This is a genomic window from uncultured Winogradskyella sp., from assembly GCF_947501905.1.
In the GTDB taxonomy this organism is placed as follows: Bacteria; Bacteroidota; Bacteroidia; order Flavobacteriales; family Flavobacteriaceae; genus Winogradskyella.
In genome coordinates this window covers 140,285-158,021 of sequence record NZ_CANMXL010000004.1, presented here as the reverse complement: position 1 = coordinate 158,021, position 17,737 = coordinate 140,285, and the positions used below count along the sequence as shown (strand labels likewise).

General features: G+C 33.0%; 17 protein-coding genes. 11 read left to right on the top strand and 6 right to left on the bottom strand.

The features are described from left to right. Nucleotides 1-3: 3 nt before the first annotated feature. Complete coding sequence (locus Q0770_RS10580) at nucleotides 4-1,353, bottom strand: ankyrin repeat domain-containing protein (RefSeq protein WP_299116726.1); 1,350 nt, start codon at nucleotides 1,351-1,353, stop codon at nucleotides 4-6. 112 nt (nucleotides 1,354-1,465) lie between these two features. Then, the gene (locus Q0770_RS10575; RefSeq protein WP_299116724.1) at nucleotides 1,466-1,885 is read right to left on the bottom strand and encodes a DUF1801 domain-containing protein; all 420 of its coding nucleotides are present in this window, start codon (nucleotides 1,883-1,885) and stop codon (nucleotides 1,466-1,468) included. A 72-nt stretch (nucleotides 1,886-1,957) separates the two neighbouring features. Here Q0770_RS10575 and Q0770_RS10570 point away from each other — a divergent pair, with 72 nt between their 5' ends. The 3 genes from Q0770_RS10570 (at nucleotide 1,958) to Q0770_RS10560 (ending at nucleotide 4,664) form a co-directional block, all read left to right on the top strand. Then, nucleotides 1,958-2,728, top strand: coding sequence for a TIGR02757 family protein (locus Q0770_RS10570; RefSeq protein ID WP_299116722.1), 771 nt, complete (start codon nucleotides 1,958-1,960; stop codon nucleotides 2,726-2,728). Between the two features lie 29 nt (nucleotides 2,729-2,757). Then, nucleotides 2,758-4,245 carry a S10 family peptidase gene (locus Q0770_RS10565; RefSeq protein WP_299116720.1) on the top strand — a complete coding sequence of 496 codons (1,488 nt, stop codon included), beginning with the start codon at nucleotides 2,758-2,760 and terminating at the stop codon, nucleotides 4,243-4,245. Between the two features lie 119 nt (nucleotides 4,246-4,364). Beyond that, nucleotides 4,365-4,664 carry a GIY-YIG nuclease family protein gene (locus Q0770_RS10560; protein ID WP_299116718.1) on the top strand — a complete coding sequence of 100 codons (300 nt, stop codon included), beginning with the start codon at nucleotides 4,365-4,367 and terminating at the stop codon, nucleotides 4,662-4,664. A gap of 129 nt (nucleotides 4,665-4,793) precedes the next feature. Here the strand turns inward: Q0770_RS10560 and Q0770_RS10555 are convergent, their stop codons facing one another. Beyond that, complete coding sequence (locus tag Q0770_RS10555; protein ID WP_299116716.1) at nucleotides 4,794-6,683, bottom strand: peptidase M61; 1,890 nt, start codon at nucleotides 6,681-6,683, stop codon at nucleotides 4,794-4,796. Nucleotides 6,684-6,780: 97 nt separating this feature from the next. Between Q0770_RS10555 and Q0770_RS10550 the strand changes: the two genes are divergently transcribed. The 5 genes from Q0770_RS10550 (at nucleotide 6,781) to Q0770_RS10530 (ending at nucleotide 12,036) form a co-directional block, all read left to right on the top strand. Further along, entirely contained in the window at nucleotides 6,781-7,788 is a 1,008-nt protein-coding gene (locus Q0770_RS10550; RefSeq protein WP_299116713.1) for a glycosyltransferase, read from the top strand. A gap of 92 nt (nucleotides 7,789-7,880) precedes the next feature. Next, nucleotides 7,881-9,803, top strand: coding sequence for a BatA domain-containing protein (locus Q0770_RS10545; RefSeq protein ID WP_299116711.1), 1,923 nt, complete (start codon nucleotides 7,881-7,883; stop codon nucleotides 9,801-9,803). Then, complete coding sequence (locus tag Q0770_RS10540) at nucleotides 9,800-11,053, top strand: dihydroorotase family protein (protein ID WP_299116709.1); 1,254 nt, start codon at nucleotides 9,800-9,802, stop codon at nucleotides 11,051-11,053. The genes Q0770_RS10545 and Q0770_RS10540 overlap by 4 nt, the downstream gene beginning before the upstream one ends. A 1-nt stretch (nucleotide 11,054) precedes the next feature. Beyond that, on the top strand, nucleotides 11,055-11,384 hold the full coding sequence (locus tag Q0770_RS10535; protein WP_299116707.1) for a hypothetical protein: 330 nt from the start codon (nucleotides 11,055-11,057) through the stop codon (nucleotides 11,382-11,384). Nucleotides 11,385-11,388: 4 nt separating this feature from the next. Then, on the top strand, nucleotides 11,389-12,036 hold the full coding sequence (locus Q0770_RS10530; RefSeq protein WP_299116706.1) for an alpha/beta hydrolase: 648 nt from the start codon (nucleotides 11,389-11,391) through the stop codon (nucleotides 12,034-12,036). On the opposite strand, the gene Q0770_RS10525 is transcribed toward Q0770_RS10530, so the two are convergent. Further along, entirely contained in the window at nucleotides 12,033-12,536 is a 504-nt protein-coding gene (locus Q0770_RS10525; RefSeq protein WP_299116705.1) for a hydrolase, read from the bottom strand. The genes Q0770_RS10530 and Q0770_RS10525 overlap by 4 nt on opposite strands. A gap of 3 nt (nucleotides 12,537-12,539) precedes the next feature. Next, nucleotides 12,540-13,301, bottom strand: coding sequence for an MBL fold metallo-hydrolase (locus Q0770_RS10520; RefSeq protein ID WP_299116703.1), 762 nt, complete (start codon nucleotides 13,299-13,301; stop codon nucleotides 12,540-12,542). Nucleotides 13,302-13,389: 88 nt separating this feature from the next. Between Q0770_RS10520 and Q0770_RS10515 the strand changes: the two genes are divergently transcribed. Further along, complete coding sequence (locus Q0770_RS10515; RefSeq protein ID WP_299116701.1) at nucleotides 13,390-14,841, top strand: TonB-dependent receptor; 1,452 nt, start codon at nucleotides 13,390-13,392, stop codon at nucleotides 14,839-14,841. Between the two features lie 59 nt (nucleotides 14,842-14,900). Here the strand turns inward: Q0770_RS10515 and bcp are convergent, their stop codons facing one another. After that, a complete protein-coding gene (gene bcp, locus Q0770_RS10510) occupies nucleotides 14,901-15,356 on the bottom strand; it encodes a thioredoxin-dependent thiol peroxidase (protein ID WP_299116699.1) in 456 nt (151 codons plus the stop codon). Nucleotides 15,357-15,390: 34 nt separating this feature from the next. On the opposite strand from bcp, the gene nth reads away from it, so the two are divergent. Together nth and Q0770_RS10500 are read left to right on the top strand one after the other, a co-directional pair. Beyond that, the gene (gene nth / locus Q0770_RS10505) at nucleotides 15,391-16,047 is read left to right on the top strand and encodes an endonuclease III (protein WP_299116697.1); all 657 of its coding nucleotides are present in this window, start codon (nucleotides 15,391-15,393) and stop codon (nucleotides 16,045-16,047) included. Nucleotides 16,048-16,226: 179 nt separating this feature from the next. After that, nucleotides 16,227-17,603: a hypothetical protein gene (locus tag Q0770_RS10500; RefSeq protein ID WP_299116695.1), complete on the top strand. Its 1,377-nt coding sequence runs from the start codon at nucleotides 16,227-16,229 to the stop codon at nucleotides 17,601-17,603. The last annotated feature ends 134 nt before the right edge of the window (nucleotides 17,604-17,737 follow it).

Genomic DNA, 17,737 nt, shown 5'->3' with positions numbered 1-17,737 from the left:
GTTTTAATTGGATTTGTAGTCTTCTAAATATTTTTTGATTTCTGAGTGTCCATAATCTGAAGCATAATCTAGTGCTGATTTCCCGTTGTTGGTCGATTTTAAATCTGCGCCATTTTCAAGTAAGAGTTTAACAGCATCTAATTGCCCATATTTAGCAGCATACATGAGGGGTGTTTTTCCAGTACAATTACCCTCCAAATTCGCTTTTTTATTTACAAAATATTTTAGTGATTCAAAAGATTCTAACTTTATGCTAAATGCTAGATAATTATACAATCCACCTTGTATTCCATGGCATTTATCTATTTTTTTTACATCAATTAGCGCATCTAATTCCTGAATACTTCCATTCTTGATTGCATCTAATTCCTCAAAGGTAATCTCTGTACGATTATTATCTACTTGATCTTTAAATACATTACTCGTACAACTATCACAAATCAAACTTTTAAAGAAATTGGCAATTCGATTAATCCTAAAGTCCTCCCCTTCTTTAGATATATAAATACTATGACCGCCACCTTGAACTATGGTAAGATTGTTACAAACACCTGCTTTGGTCAATATTTCATGAATTGGTGTAGATCCAAATCCAGCAATTTGACTTTTGCCAATTGGTACTGTTTTATCTTTATCACCATGAAATGAAATGGCAGGAATTAAATCACCTGAAGTAAACACCATTGGAAAAACTGCTCCCATCTTATTATATATACCCTTTATAGAAATATTTTGAGCCTGACTGTCCTCTGATGCTTTTAATGGACCAAGTAAAGACTCAAATTGTGGCAATACACTATTCCATTCTGCTTGATTCGCAAAGCCTGCATATAGTGAGGTGATTGCTCCAGCGCTAGACCCTCCCACAAAGACCCATTGCGTATCTATTCTTAAGTTTTCTGCTTGCTTGGATACATAATTGAGTGCTGTATGAGTGTCTTGTTGTGCTCTATATACTGCTTTTGCATTTTCGCCCATGACATTTTTATCAAACCCAAGACGATAACTCATGGTTGCAGCTACATAACCTCTTTTTGCGAGTTCCTTACAGTGATATGCGAAACCTTCTTTTTGTCCGCCAACAAAACCACCACCATGAATAAGAAGTATGAAAGGACGCTTTTCAACTGTATCTAATTTATTATCAGGAAAATAAAAGTCCATTTTTAGATTTTGAGATTTCCCTTTATAATCAATGGCATTACCATATGTGACATTTTTAAGAGAATCTATTTGGGAGTCTAAGAAATACTCAACTGATGTAAACCTTTTATCTTGGTCACATAATTGCCCTGAAACATAGCTTGTAAATAATACAAAACATATAATTAATAATGGCTTAATGCTTTTCATGGAATTAATGTTATTTAAATTATTTACAACTAAAATGATATGAGTTTGTTTTTATAATTCCACTAGAAATCAGAAACATATATAATATCAGAAGTTTAGCTAAGTTAGTGTTTTAAAACTGATTCCATTTGGCATCCTTACTTTTAGAAATGAGTAGCCTTAGTATTGCTATATCTATATCTGCCAATTTATTAATATAAAGGCAGCCTCTTCCATACTTAAATTTTCCAAGTTTAGGCATTAGTTTTTGCTCTTTCTCAATATCAAAAGTGAGATAAATGGTGATTTTAGATTTGCGAGGTGCAAAACCAACATTAAACCATTCAAACTCTTCTTTGCCATTCTTCCTTTTATAGTTATACTTCCCAAAACCTATTATAAAATTATCTCCCCATATTTTTGGCTCATTACCAGTAATCTCAGACATTAAGTGAATTAAAACCTTACTATCATTACGTTTTGCATCATTATCAATACTTTCAATAAAAGCACTAACACTTTTATTGGTTTCTTTAGTAGCTAATCCAGACATTACATTTCATGTTATAATTATACTAAAGATAGTTCTTTTAGCATTATTTTTACAAAACAATACTTCAAGCTTTTGAAACTTAAAAAAGAAGAACTCAAAGATTTTTTAGACAATAAGGTAGAGCTATACAATAACCCAAGGTTTATTGAGAGTGACCCCATTCAAGTACCACATCAGTTTTCAAAAAAAGAAGACATAGAAATTATTGGGTTCTTAACCGCAACTATCGCCTGGGGAAATCGTAAGAGCATCATCACCAATGCCAAGCGCATGGCTAATTTGCTTGACCACTCACCTTTTGAGTTTGTGATGCAACACCAAGATTCAGATTTAGAACAATTACAATCCTTTGTGCATCGTACGTTTAATGATTATGACTTTATTCAGTTTATAACTAGCCTCAGACATATTTATATTACTCATAATGGTTTAGAGGCTGTTTTTGCCAAATATGCTGAGACCAATTCTCTTCAGAATTCTATACATAAATTCAAGCAGCACTTTTTTGAGATAGAACATTTAGAGCGTAGCAAAAAACATGTGAGCGACCCATTAAAAAATTCTGCAGCCAAGCGTATTAACATGTTTTTACGTTGGATGATACGTAATGACAACAATGGCGTTGACTTTGGTATTTGGAAATCATTATCTCCTAGACAATTAAGCTGTCCGCTTGATGTACATTCTGGCAATGTTGCTCGCAAATTGGGCTTATTAAAACGTAAGCAAAATGATGGTAAAGCATTAGCAGAGTTAGATAAGAATCTACGCAAGCTTGATGTCAATGATCCGGTGAAATATGATTTTGCACTTTTTGGACTAGGTGTTTTTGAAGGCTTTTAGTTATTTTTAGGCTTCTAAAAAAATAACTTATGTCTTTCAGATTTACATACCTTCTTTTATTCGCTACTGTTTTTAGTTTTTCTCAAAATCTTAAAACACCAATTGATACAGTTATTACAACAACGCATTCCGCAACAATAAAAGGTAAAACCGTCAATTATAAAGCTATGACTGGTTTTCAACCTGTTTGGAATGCAGATGGAGAAGTTATGGCGTCATTATACTACACCTATTACAAACGCACCAATGATACTAAAGGCAATAAACGTCCATTGATTGTATCATTTAATGGTGGTCCAGGTTCCGCATCCGTTTGGATGCACATTGCTTATACTGGACCAAAAGTACTTAATGTTGATGATGAAGGCTACCCTGTACAACCTTATGGTGTGAAAAGTAATCCAAATTCTATTTTAGATGTTGCGGATATTGTATTTGTAAATCCTGTAAATACTGGTTATTCCAGAAAAGTGATGCTTAAAAATGGTAAATATGAGGATGATAAAACCTTTTTTGGTATCAATGCAGATGTCAAATACTTAGCAAGTTGGATTAATACGTTTGTAACTCGAAATAACCGTTGGGAATCCCCTAAATATATTATTGGCGAAAGCTATGGCGGCACACGTGTGATGGGTTTAGGATTAGAATTACAAAATAGCCAATGGATGTACCTTAATGGTGTAATTATGGTATCACCAGCAGATTATAAAGTATTACGTGTTGGTGGGCCAGTATCGTCAAGTCTTAATTTGCCATATTACACGGCTGCCGCTTGGTATCATAAAATGCTGCCAAGTCAACTACAAAACAAGGACTTATTAGATATACTTCCTGAAGCTGAAGATTTTGCTGTTAATAAATTGATGCCAGCTATTGCAAAAGGCGGTTTTATTTCTGACAGTGAAAGAAAAGCAATTGCTGAAAAGATGAGCTACTACTCTGGCCTATCTAAAGATGTTATTTTAAAACAAAATCTAGATGTACCAAATCGTTTTTTCTGGAAAGAATTATTACGCGATAAAACAGGGCAAACTATAGGGCGATTAGATTCAAGATATATTGGTATTGATAGAGTTGAAACTGGTACGAGCCCCGATTATAGTGCAGAATTAACCTCGTGGCTGCATTCTTTTACGCCAGCTATTAATTATTACATTCAGAACGAATTAGGCTTTAAAACTGACCTTAAATACAATGTATTTGGTAATGTTGGCAATTGGGATAGGACTAATGATAACGTTCGAGAAAACTTACGTCAAGCTATGGCGCAAAACCCTTATTTAAAAGTGCTAACGCAATCTGGTTATTATGATGGTGCTACAACTTATTTTCAAGCAAAATATAGCCAATGGCAAGTCGACCCAAGTGGCAAGATGAAAGACCGTTTTTACTTTAAAGGTTACCGAAGCGGACACATGATGTACTTAAGAAATGAAGACTTAATTAAAGCAAATGACGATTTACGTGAGTTTATAAAAAACTCTGCGGCTAATGGTAAAGCTGCGAAGTATTAACACTTTAGTCATGTCGAACGTAGTGAGACATCACACAAGTGGCTTTATTCATTAATTAATCTAAGATGTGATTTCTCAATCGTTTCACTTATTTCGAATGACTGATAATTTAACTTATTATGCTTCACAACCAATTTGTATATATAACTACAAATCAATATAGAACAACAGTTTATGTTGGTGTAACTAATAATATCCAAAGACGATTAGAACAGCATTACTTCGATAGTCGGAATGTCAAAAAGTCATTTGCTGGCAAATACAATTGTGTTTATTTGGTTTATTATGAAGGTTTTGAATCACCTAAAGATGCTATTAGAAGAGAAAAAGAGATTAAGAAATGGAGAAGGGAAAAGAAGAACAATTTGATTTCAAAATTTAACCCTAAATGGGAATCTTTAAACAATCAAATTGTTTAGTCATTTAAAAAGCATCACTCTCATTTTACTTTAAACTTTATTATGTGATTTCTCGCATTTGCTCGAAATGACAAAAATTAAAAAAGGCTTCCAATATGAAAGCCTTTTTAAAACCTAAAACTTTATAATTTATCCTTTTAGCCAAGCATTTCTTAAATCTACTTGTGTTTGAGTAGCGTTATCATCTTCCTTAAGACCACTTATTGTAGCATACGCTTTAGTCAATTTAGCTTTTACAGTAACTGGTTCTCCATTACGTTCTAAGCCCATTTCTATGTCTTGCCCTTCTCCCCATGTCACCATTCCACCTATAACTTCTTGTGCATTCTGCAGTGTTAATTCTTTACCATTTACAGTCTTAATAACATCGTTAGCTTGAATACCTTGAGATTTCCAAAACGAATTGTTTAATGCCACTTCTGTGAAAAAGATACCTTTATCTGGTGCACCGCTAAAGATTATATTCTGACCGCCTGCAAATATGTAGTTGGTTTCAACTTCTGTTTCTCCATTAGTTAAACCAACCATTTTAAAGAAATCTTCATAATTTATCGGCACATCACCTTCGACATGAGTCTTTAAGAATTCTCCAACACTAGGATATGTCATTGCTGTAATTTCAGTAATCAAATTATCATCTACAAAAGGTTTACTTTTTCCGTACTTAGCTGATAACTCTTTCATTAATGACAGCATGCTGCGCGTACCATTACTCTCGCTACGCATTAAAATATCAATACACATACCTATTAAAGCACCCTTTTGATATACATTAACGTAGTTTTCTTTATAGCCTTCTTTCAGTACATTTTCGCTCATTACTGTAAAACTCTGGGCATCATTATAACGCTTTGAAAAATCTATTTTTCCTTTAACAACATTATAAAAATCTGAAGGTTTAACTAAACCTTTATAAACTTGGAAGTGTTGTGCAAAATATTCTGTTACACCTTCATACATCCACAAATGTTTAGAAAACGTTGGGTTATTGTAATCAAAATAGTGTACATCCTCAGAATGCACTGATAAAGGAGTTACAATATGAAAAAACTCGTGTGCTACAACATCAGTCATTGATTTTGCTAAAGCTGCTTCTGGCATTGACTCTGGTAAAACAACTACAGTAGACGTGTGATGCTCTAAAGCCCCAAAACCTTTAGGCGCAGTTTCAGAACCATCAGATAAGTATAAATAAATATCATATCGTGGTGTACTATTAACATCTCCTAAATATGCTTTTTGGCCTTGCATCATGTCAAACATAGTTTGCTTTAAACTTGCAGCTGTGTGTGTTTTATTTGGAGAGAAGACACTTAATACAATTTTAATATCTCCAACCATAAACTCTTCTACATCAAGCTTACCATACATCATTGGGTTATCTGTAATGTCAAAATAACGCTGAGCAAAATACTTACTAGTTATGCTCTTCCCATCAGCAGAAGCTTCAGAACCTTTGTCTTCTAAGGCAGAAGTTCTTGCAAAGTCTGCAGGAGCTGTAACATCCAAAGCATATTGGTTGGTTTTTAAATTATCAAAATACCCAATAAAACCATGGAGATTTAATACATAGTTATTGGGTTCAATATTTGTTCCTGCAGGAGAAAAAATATCTTCACCGCCAATACCCCCTTGCTTTTCGGTATCAAAAGTATCATTTACTAAATACGTGATTTTATCAAGCTTTGTAGCATCAGAAATACTCCAAGTATTGGTATCAACTTTATCAACACTTAATGTGTTACCGTCGTAATCCAAAGCAGTAAAATCATCAACATAACGTCCATAATCTGCGACTGAGTAGGTTCCTTGTACGACTTTTGGTAAACGATAAGTTACTGTCTCCACAGTAAAGCGACCAGGATTAATAGTTACTGGAACTCTATCATTATCAATGCTCATTAAATCTAATGCAGTAACAATAGGATTATTAGCTGCAGAATCATCAACCTTTGGTTTTGTTGGCCCACAACCTAATAATAGTCCTGAAAGCGCAATAATTGAAATATAATTTTTCATTTTATTAATTGTTTTTTTACTTGACGAGCAAATCTACTACGTGTTACAAATAAATTAGTAAAGTTTATGTTAAAATGAGGATTGTTATATTCGTGCAATGACAAAACCTCTTGTTAGCATATTAACGCCTTTTAAGAATGTTTCGGTATATATCGAAGCATGTTTAGATTCTATTATAAAACAAACTCATACCAATTGGGAGCTACTCATTGTAGACGATCATTCTACTGATAATTCCTATAAGCTTGTTGAAAAGTTTGCAAAAAAAGACAGTCGTATAAAACTATTTAAAAATCCTGGCGAAGGTATAATATCTGCGCTTCAAATGGCTTTTTCAGAAAGTTCGGGTAATTATATCACCCGAATGGATAGTGATGATATTATGAGCGATAACAAGCTAGAAGTCATGGTTAATCAACTTCAAGAGTATGGAAATAAGCATGTTGCTCTAGGTCTTGTAAAATATTTTAGCGACGTTGGTATCAGTGATGGTTATGCTAAATATGAAGCTTGGTTAAATAAGCTGACTAAAGATGGTACAAACTATTCAGAAATTTATAAAGAATGTGTTATTGCTTCGCCTTGTTGGATGCTTCATCGAGACGATTTAATAACTTGTGATGCTTTTAACCCAAATAGATACCCAGAAGATTACGATTTAACTTTTAGATTCTATGAGCATGGTTTTAAATGTATACCAAGTCAGCAGCTTTTACATTATTGGCGTGATTATAGTACACGCACTTCTCGGACTCATGAACACTATGCACAGAATTATTTTTTGGAGATTAAATTACATTATTTCTTAAAGCTAGATTATGACAATTCTCGTCCAATTACCATTTGGGGTGCAGGTTTTAAAGGAAAAGCTATAGCCAAGTCATTGGTCGAGCAAGACATCTCGTTTCATTGGATATGCGATAACCCTAAAAAAATAGGAAAAGATATTTATGGACAAAAACTACTACCTTTCGAAGATTTAGCAACCATAAAAAATCCGCAAACTATTGTAACTGTGGCCAATGAAACTGAGCAGGAACATATAACAGAATATTTTCAGAAACTAAACATGAAACCTATGACTGATTACTTTTTCTTCTGCTAAACACAAAACGTTAAATTTCTCAAAACCGAAGCTTTGTAATTTTCTATCAATGCCTATATTTGAAATTAACTATTAATTGATAACATAAGCGAATGCAGTTTAAACATCCAGAACTTCTATGGGCACTACTCTTACTGCTTATTCCAATTATTATTCATTTATTTCAATTAAGACGTTTTCAAAAAGTTGCTTTTACTAATGTAAAATTTTTAAAAAATGTAAAGCTACAAACTCGCAAAAGCTCACAAATAAAAAAATGGTTGACTTTGTTAACTAGACTTTTGCTTCTTACATGTTTAGTTTTTGCCTTTGCTCAGCCATTTACCACTAAGTCTGATGCTTTTAATTCTAAAAATGAAACGGTAATTTATTTAGATAACTCCTTTAGTATGGAAGCCAAAGGAAATAATGGCAGCTTACTTAATGAAGCTATCCAAGATGTATTGAGAGCTTATACTGAAGAGGATGAAATAACAATCTATACAAACGATGAAACCTACAGAAACACTTCTGTAAAAGCTATTGCAAACGACTTAATAAAATTACAACATTCTACTAATCAGCTATCCTATAAATCTGCATATTTAAAGGGAAAACAATATTTCTCTAAAGATAAAGCATCAGTAAAAAATTTAATTTTAGTATCTGATTTTCAACAAAAAGATGAGCCATTAACATTTGATACAGATAGTACAGTTACTCTAAAGCTAGTTCAACCAAAAGCTGTATATAGTAATAATATTAGCATAGATAGTTTATACATCTCAAAATATACAACAGAAAATATTGAACTGACCACTACCCTTTCTAATCAAGGAAGTCCGATAAAAAATGTTTCGGTATCGCTATTTGACAACGAAACGCTTTCTGCCAAAACAGCTTTAGATATTGAAAAAGAAGCAAAAACGACTTTTACAATCCCTACAAATACTGAATTTAACGGCAAAATATCCATAGAAGATGCCAGCCTACAGTATGATAACAACTTTTATTTTAATGTTAATTCAGCTGAAAAGATTAAGGTGTTAAGTATTAATGAGGCTTCAGATGATTTTCTGAAAAAGTTGTATACTGATGATGAATTTATCTATGAACCCTTCTCATATACATCTTTAGATTATAGCAAACTTGAATCTCAAAATCTTATAATTTTAAATGAATTAAATACGATTTCAAATGCATTAATAACTGCATTAAAAGCATTCAAATCTGACGGCGGCAGTATTTTAATAATTCCTTCAGAAGGAATTAACTTAAATGCTTACAATCAATTAGTTAATTCATTAAATCTTCCTAATTATTCTAAAGAAAATAACTCAGAAAAGCGAGTAACAAACATAAATTATGACCATCCAATAATCAGAGATGCATTTTACAATCGTGTTAGCAATTTTCAGTATCCAAAAGTTAATACATCTTATAGTTTGAATAACAACTCTAATGCAGTATTTAATTATGAAGATAACAGCGTATTTCTAGTCAATAGTGGTAAGTCATACCTTTTTACAGCAGCTATAAATAGTAATAATAGTAATTTTAAAAAATCGCCTTTAATAGTTCCCATACTATACAATATTGGAAAACAGAGTCTAGAATTACCAAAACTATACTACACTATTGGAAATACAAATGTTATAGATATCAACACACAATTGTCTCAAGATGCTATTCTAAGTCTAGAAAAGGATAATGATAAAGTAATACCATTACAACAAACTTTTAGCAAAAAAGTAAGCATCACTACTGATGAATATCCTAAGTTTGCTGGGATTTTGAACGTGAGAGAAGACAACAATCAACTGTTAAAACTTAGTTTTAATTACATGCGCTCTGAGAGTAATCTCAGCTACAATAAACTCAATACAAATAGCGATTATTCAATAGATTCAGCACTAGTTTCTGCAATAGAAACAATAAAAAGTAACTCTAGTATTAATGCGCTATGGAAATGGTTTGTTATTTTTGCCCTAGTATTTTTAATAATAGAAATGCTAATTTTAAAATATCTTAAATGAATGCACTCCTAAAATCTGCTACAATCGTCGATTCTAAAAGTGATTTCCATAATCAGATTGTTGATATTTTAATTGAGAACGGCGTTATTAGTAAGATTTCCAAACGCATTTCAAATCCCAAAAATTATCGAGAAATTAAATTTGACAACCTCCATGTGTCTCAAGGATGGTTTGATAGTTCTGTTTCTTTTGGTGAACCAGGCTTTGAAGAGCGCGAAACAATTGCTAATGGTCTTGATACAGCCGCTAGATCTGGATTCACTTCTGTTGCGCTTAATGCCAATACAAATCCTGTAATAGACAGTAATGCAGATATTGCATTTGTCTTAGCAAAAGCTGATAAGCATGCTGTTAATTTAAAACCTATTGGTGCACTAACCAAAGCCTCTGATTGTAAAGATTTAGCCGAATTGTACGATATGCAAAATGCCGGAGCCGTAGCATTCTATGATTACCAGAAGCCAATAAGCAATCCCAATCTTTTAAAAATAGCATTGCAATACGCCAGTAATTTTGATGGTCTTGTACTTTCATATCCTCAAGAATCTAAAATTTCTGGACTTGGTGTTATGAATGAGCATATAAATAGCACAAAACTTGGGCTAAAAGGAAATCCTTCACTTGCGGAAGAACTGCAAGTTGCAAGAGATTTATTCCTTTTAGAATACACTGAAGGCAAATTACATATACCTACCATTAGCACGGCAAAATCGGTAGAATTAATCCGTGAAGCAAAAGCCAAAAAGTTAGACGTCACTTGCTCTGTTGCTATACATAACTTGTGTTTTACAGATAATACTCTTCAGGATTTTGACACTAATTTTAAAGTCATGCCACCTCTGAGAACACAAAAAGATACAGATGCTTTAGTTGAAGGATTACGAGATGGGACTATTGATATGGTCACTACTGACCACAACCCTATTGATATTGAACACAAAAAAGTTGAGTTTGACCATGCCACATACGGTACTATTGGTTTAGAGTCTGCTTTTGGAGCGCTTCAGAATATATTTACAACCAAGAAAACAGTTTCTATATTAACTAAAGGAAAATCAAGATTTGGAGTTGAAGAAGCACAAATTTCTGAAGGTCAAAAAGCGAATCTATCATTATTTGACCCTGATACTGCATATAGTTTCTCGAACAAGAATATAAACTCTACATCAAAGAATAGCTGCTTTTTAGGCTATGAATTAAAAGGGAGGGCTTATGGCATCATTTCTAACAACAAAATTGTAATAGCATAAAATGACTGAAGAAACAATTCAAGAAGGCAAAAAGTTTGCTACAATAGCCTACATCACTATTATTGGTACTTTAATTGCCTTTTATATGAGTCAGGATAAGAAAAATGCTTTTACTGCTTTTCATGTAAGACAAGGCTTAGGGCTTTGGCTAATTTATTTTATCATAGCCTATATGGTAAGTGGATTTGATAGCTGGATGATTAGCTATTCGTTTTGGATATTCTTTTTAGCGCTATTTGCGTATGGTATTATTGGTGCTGTAACTGGGAAACTTCACAAGCTCCCTATAGTTGGAGATTTATTCCAGAATATTTTTAAGTCTTTACAATAATTTTATGTCAGCTCCTCTTCATTATATTAAACGTCCTTCGACGTTAAAAGAAAATGCACCTTTATTAATTATGTGCCATGGCTATGGTAGTGACGAAAATGATTTATTTTCTTTTTCTTCTGAATTACCTGAAGAATTATTCATTATTTCCGTTAGAGCGCCATATCAAATGCAGCCTTATGGAAATGCCTGGTATGCTATTAATTTTGATGCTGTACAAGGCAAATGGAGTGATGATAAGCAAGCTAAATCTTCAAGAGATATTTTATCAGGATTTATAGATTATGCCTGTACAACTTATCCTCTGGATTCAGATAATGTAACATTACTTGGCTTCAGTCAAGGTACAATTTTAAGTTACTCTGTAGCGCTTACCTATCCTAAAAAAGTAAAAAATATAGTAGCGTTAAGCGGATATATAAATGAAGCAATATTACCTGAAGACTTACAAAAAGAAAGCTGCAAACATCTTGACTTCTACTGCTCTCATGGAAGTATGGACCAAGTTATTCCCGTAGATTGGGCACGCCGTAGCAAACCGTTTTTAGATAGTTTAGACATAAAAAACACCTACAGCGAATTTCCTGTTGGGCACGGTGTTGCGCCACAAAACTTCTATGAATTTAAGGATTGGTTAAAAGACCGTATTTAGTTAATTGGGTATAGAAAATAATCCGTTAACTTATAAGCAAGTTCTCCTTTATCATTCACTCTATAATTGATAAAAAGCTCGCCAGAGTGCTTGCCGTCTGTAAAACTAGTAAGTATCCATTTATGATTAAGAATCCTAATTTGGTCAATGATTATTCTAGATTCTGTCATTGATGCATAAGGAATTATCGGGTGGTCAAGACCTTTATGTGCATTCATTTCTAACAAACCATCTTTAAGTTTTAGTATTAACTCATCAGTATTAATACCTAGGTCTTCAAAATATGTAATGGCTTCTTCATTACCGTTGATGCTAAAATTTGATAAATCAAAAATCTTATCATTCAATAAGGTTTGTTCATCTTCAAAATTTGAAATCTTAGATTTAAAAGTCTTTATATCTTTTTCATATTCATCAATTATACTTTTTGAATTCACATACTGAAATATTATCAGCAATACTGAAAAGATAAACAAGTACATAAAGATTCTGCTTTTCATATTCTAAATAGTTATTTGAAGGTTATCGTAAGCTAAATAAACGTTTTTTGGCAGTTTTTGTTGCACATTATCATGGAACCCTAAAAGATGGCTAATATGAGTTAAATAAGCTTTTCCTGGCTTTACTTTGTCTATAAAATCTAAGGCCTCTTCTAAGTTAAAATGGGATTCATGAGGCTCTTCACGTAGAGCATTAATAACTAAAATCTCTAGATTTTGCAACTTTTCAATTTCGGAATCTGCAACGGTTTTCATATCCGTCAAATAGGCAAATTTATCAAACCTATAACCATAAACTTGAAGCTTATTATGTAATCCATCAATTGGCACAATTTGCAAATCACCAACTGTAAATGGGTTACCATCTACATAATTTTCATTAACACTAGGCGCTCCAGGATATCTATTTTCAGTTTCAAAAATATAAGAGAATGTGCGCTCCAAAGCTTCCATTACGCGTTTATGGGCATATATATCTATATCGCCTTGTCTAAAAAAGAATGGCCTAATATCATCAAGTCCCATAATATGATCCGCATGCTCATGAGTAAAAATAATACCATCTAATTTTGTACAGTTTGCTCTAAGCATTTGCTGTCTAAAATCTGGCCCACAGTCAACAACGTAACTGTAATTATCCCATTCGATTAAGATTGATACTCGCAATCTTTTATCTTTTGGATTATCACTTAAACATACTGGATGTGTGCTTCCAATAATAGGAATTCCTTGAGATGTCCCTGTTCCAAGAAATGTAACTTTCAATAGTGTTAAGTTTAAAACAAAAATAAACTTATTTTTTTGTTTGCTATGCTAAAATAGTACCTTTGTATAGCTTGAAAATTCAACACAGATGAACGAAATTAAGTATAGAGCGGATAAAGAGTTTGAAAACATTCCGTCTCTAAAAGACAAATGCCTTCGCATTAACTTAAATGCAGATATTTATGGAACCTTTGCTGAGATTGGCGCTGGACAAGAAACTGTAAGACAGTTCTTTAGGGCTGGTGGTGCCTCTGGAACTATCGCAAAAACTATGTCTGCATATGACAAAGATTTTAGTGACGCCATTTATGGTATTGAAAATGACAAGCGTTATGTTACTGAGGCTAGACTAAGAAAAATGCTTAATCATGAGATGAATCTTATTGAGCAACGTATCACTAGAGATAAGCATCCAGATAAAATTTTCTTTACTTATGCAAATACTGTGGCAACAATAGATTTCGCTAAGAAGTATAAAGGCCATGGTTGGGTTGGAATTAAATATCAAGTAGAACCAGGTGCTGCATACAATGAAATTGTACTGCATATAAGATTCAAAGAAAACGACGCTAGATTACAACAAGAGACCCTAGGTGTTCTTGGAACAAACCTTATCTACGGTGCGTTTTATAAATACAACGAACCAAAGAAACTATTGCGTTATCTATACGACCATTTAGACAAAGACCAATTAGAAATTGATACCATTAATTTTTCTGGACCAGTTTTTGAAAATGTGGATAATCGCCTAATGAGTCTTCAGTTAGTAAAGAACGAAATGACTGATGCTGTAATGTTTGCTCCAGATGGCAACAATGTGTTACCTGCGCGTGTATTATATAAAAAGAATATATTGACCCTAAGAGGAAGTTTTAGACCAGTTACCAAAGTAAATATGGACATGTTTGAGAAATCATATGAAATGTTCATAAAAGAGAATAAAGTAAATAAGGAGAAAACTCAAGTAATCTTTGAAATTACGCTTTCTAACCTTCGTGCTGAAGGTGAGATTGATGAGCAAGATTTTATGGACAGAGCCCGTCTACTCTGTTCTTTAGGTCAAACAGTATTGATATCTAACTTTAAAGAATATTATCGATTAGTTGAATATTTTTCTCAATATTCTAGAGCTCGTATGGGCTTAGCCATGGGAGTTAATAATTTAGTGGATATTTTTGATGAAAAATATTACCGTCATTTAAGCGGAGGCATCCTTGAAGCTTTCGGAAAACTGTTCTACAAAGATTTGCGTGTTTACTTATACCCAATGGTAAATGAAGACGGAAGTATTACATCTAGTGAAAATCTAAAAGTTCACCCTCGTATGAAAGAGCTTTACAAGTTCTTTAAATACAACGGAAAAGTTGTGGATATTAATGATTACGACCCATCAATTTTATCAATTTTCTCAAGAAAGGTATTGGCAAAAATTGCAGCTGGGGAAGACGGCTGGGAAGAAATGCTACCAGAAGGTGTAGCCAAACTTATTAAAGAAAAGAGCTTATTCGGCTGCGAATCAGAAGAGGTGATGCACAAATAATCTTATATAGATATATAAAAAAAGACGACTAATAATGGTCGTCTTTTTTTGTTTTATAATCAAGAATCTAATATCTGATTTGTATGCTCTTTTGTTTTAACTTTTAGTATCACATCTTCTAAAACACCATTTTCGTCGATTACAAAAGTTGTTCTGTGGATTCCGTCATATTCTCTACCCATAAACTTTTTTGGACCCCAAACACCAAAAGCCTCAATTACAGACTTATCTTCATCTGCTAATAAAGGGTACAGAAAACCAAACTTATTTCTAAAATTAGATTGTCGTTTTTGACTATCCGCACTTACTCCAAGAATTGAATAACCCAAAGACTCAAAACGCGCATGATTATCACTTAAATTACAAGCTTCTACCGTACAACCAGGTGTACTAGCTTTTGGATAAAAGAACAACACTAGCTTTTTACCCTTGTAATCGGTCAGTTTTATGGTATTTCCATCTTGATCTAAAGCTTCAAAATTTGGAGCCTTATCGCCTACTTTTAAATGCGTCATAATGTTTAAATTTGTTTTTGCAAAAATACAATGAATGACTAAGCAAGAAAAGGTAGAGTTTGTTATATCTACGTTAAAAGAATTATATCCAGAAATCCCAATTCCATTAGACCATAAAGACCCATATACGCTTTTAATAGCTGTATTAATGTCCGCGCAAAGTACAGATGTAAGGGTTAATCAAATAACACCATTATTATTTGAACGGGCAGATAATCCCTACGATATGATTAAGCTTTCGATTGAAGAAATCCGTGAAATTATAAAACCTGTGGGCTTATCTCCAATGAAAAGCAAAGGCATTTATGGCTTATCACATATTCTTATAGATAAGCACAATGGCCAAGTCCCTAAAACCTATGAAGAATTAGAAGAACTCCCAGCTGTTGGTCACAAAACGGCTGCAGTAGTTTTATCACAAGCTTTTGGCATTCCTGCATTTCCTGTAGATACACATATACACCGATTAATGTACCGTTGGAATTTAACCAACGGCAAAAACGTAGTACAAACCGAAAAAGACGCCAAACGTTTATTCCCAAAAGAATTATGGAATGATTTACATCTACAAATTATCTGGTACGGAAGAGAATATTCACCAGCACGTGGTTGGAATATAGAAAAAGATATTATTACCAAAACTATAGGTAGAAAATCTGTTTTGGATAATTATTACAGTAAGAAAAAATAGTTCTTCTATCACATCTAATCAATTGATCCCACACATATTTGAGTTAAAGTTCTTAAAATCCAACTCATAAAGGTGTCTAAATACTGTTAATTAACATTTTAACATGTATTTCTACGGAAAAACCGTAAGTAATTTTCTTACAAAATTCATAATTTTAAATGAATCAAAAATCATTTATTATGAGAAAAATTTATTTGTTAAAAAAAATTACACTGTTATTAGTCCTTGGACTCTTTTTTTATAACTGCACAGAGGAAAATATTGAGTATAAAGAAAATTCATTAGAAATAAAAAATATAGAATTAGAAATGACTCCTGCACTAGAAAAAATAGTAGAAATGGGATTTGACTTAAGAGATATTATAGAAACTAAACCCCATTATATCGTAGAAGGAGATTTAATGTTTCCAAAAGAGTTATCATTTTATGAAAATCTACAATCAAATTCGAGATTAAGTAATACGAGCAATTGCAGATACGGTCCAAGTATAGTTAACACAACAGATATAGCGGGCAATTTTGATGTTAGAACAATAAGAATTCATAGCCAATTAGACCCAGTAGGACAAATAAATGAAACACCTGTCTGGAACCCAGCACTTAATCACGTCATTAGTCAATTAAATTCCATTTCATCTTCTTCATGCTTAAGGTTTGTAAATGCTCCCACCCCCTTTGGAGCTGACATTACAATAGTTCATGACCCGACTTTAACGAGTGGTGCATATGCACAAGCTGGAATACAATCTGGTGATAATCCATTTCCATTAATTAATATAAATAGAGATAGAGATGTCTTTGCGACACCTTTAAGCAGGAGTAATACATTGCTGCATGAGATAATACATTGCTTAGGATTTAACGGCCATCAGGGCATAGATTCAATAATGTATCCAGACCCAGCTAGCTTAGGCTTTGATGGACTACAGAACATTGACAGAAGTGATTTTACTTGTGTATACGATAACTGTGAAGAAGTAATAAGTAATGATGCTATTATATCAGGTCCATTAGAAATATGCGGCAATAGTTTGCCTGTTACTTACAGTCTAGACAACACGAATTTAATACCAAATTGGTCAGTGTCAAATTTAATATTAGTATCATCAAACAATACATCGATAACCGTAAGACCTCTCAATAACGGAGTATCATCAATAGGGACAATCACTGCTCAATTTCCTGATGGTTCATCAACGACTTTTAATGTAAATATTATTGGAAGCCCTTCTCCTAATCCTTTGGTAGGAGTTTCTGGTCCTAGCATTTTGCAATATTATCAGTCTGGTCTATTTTATACTAATGAGAATAATTTTGACAATTATAATCATGTAGAATGGGTAGTATATAGTTACAACTTCCCCAACGCTATCCAACATTTTAACATTCAAAGTCCTGCAGGAAATAATGAATTTAATGCATTGATTGAAGTTTTACCAACTGCGCCTCCAGGAAATTATGTTGTTCAGTGTAGAATTAGCAATAATTGCGGCACTTATATAATAGAAAAGAATCTCGAGGTTAAAGAAGGAAGACCACAGTTATTTGATCTATAAAGAATTTAATTTCTGAGAAAAATTAGTAATACTTAAAGAAAAGCCCCTGATTTTATTCAAATCAGGGGCTTTTAAACTAATTCAGAAGCGCTTCAAACTTCATATTTTTATAACAATTAACACGTAAAGCCTTT

Excerpts from the sequence above, each read along its gene's own strand:
- Q0770_RS10525 (WP_299116705.1), bottom strand. The coding sequence starts at position 12,536 with ATGAAAAGCAGAATCTTTATGTACTTGTTTATCTTTTCAGTATTGCTG.
- Q0770_RS10555 (WP_299116716.1), bottom strand. The coding sequence starts at position 6,683 with ATGAAAAATTATATTTCAATTATTGCGCTTTCAGGACTATTATTAGGT.
- Q0770_RS10550 (WP_299116713.1), top strand. The coding sequence starts at position 6,781 with ATGACAAAACCTCTTGTTAGCATATTAACGCCTTTTAAGAATGTTTCG.
- nth (WP_299116697.1), top strand. The coding sequence starts at position 15,391 with ATGACTAAGCAAGAAAAGGTAGAGTTTGTTATATCTACGTTAAAAGAA.
- Q0770_RS10565 (WP_299116720.1), top strand. The coding sequence starts at position 2,758 with ATGTCTTTCAGATTTACATACCTTCTTTTATTCGCTACTGTTTTTAGT.
- Q0770_RS10580 (WP_299116726.1), bottom strand. The coding sequence starts at position 1,353 with ATGAAAAGCATTAAGCCATTATTAATTATATGTTTTGTATTATTTACA.
- Q0770_RS10540 (WP_299116709.1), top strand. The coding sequence starts at position 9,800 with ATGAATGCACTCCTAAAATCTGCTACAATCGTCGATTCTAAAAGTGAT.
- Q0770_RS10545 (WP_299116711.1), top strand. The coding sequence starts at position 7,881 with ATGCAGTTTAAACATCCAGAACTTCTATGGGCACTACTCTTACTGCTT.
- Q0770_RS10500 (WP_299116695.1), top strand. The coding sequence starts at position 16,227 with ATGAGAAAAATTTATTTGTTAAAAAAAATTACACTGTTATTAGTCCTT.
- bcp (WP_299116699.1), bottom strand. The coding sequence starts at position 15,356 with ATGACGCATTTAAAAGTAGGCGATAAGGCTCCAAATTTTGAAGCTTTA.
- Q0770_RS10530 (WP_299116706.1), top strand. The coding sequence starts at position 11,389 with ATGTCAGCTCCTCTTCATTATATTAAACGTCCTTCGACGTTAAAAGAA.
- Q0770_RS10535 (WP_299116707.1), top strand. The coding sequence starts at position 11,055 with ATGACTGAAGAAACAATTCAAGAAGGCAAAAAGTTTGCTACAATAGCC.
- Q0770_RS10560 (WP_299116718.1), top strand. The coding sequence starts at position 4,365 with ATGCTTCACAACCAATTTGTATATATAACTACAAATCAATATAGAACA.
- Q0770_RS10515 (WP_299116701.1), top strand. The coding sequence starts at position 13,390 with ATGAACGAAATTAAGTATAGAGCGGATAAAGAGTTTGAAAACATTCCG.
- Q0770_RS10575 (WP_299116724.1), bottom strand. The coding sequence starts at position 1,885 with ATGTCTGGATTAGCTACTAAAGAAACCAATAAAAGTGTTAGTGCTTTT.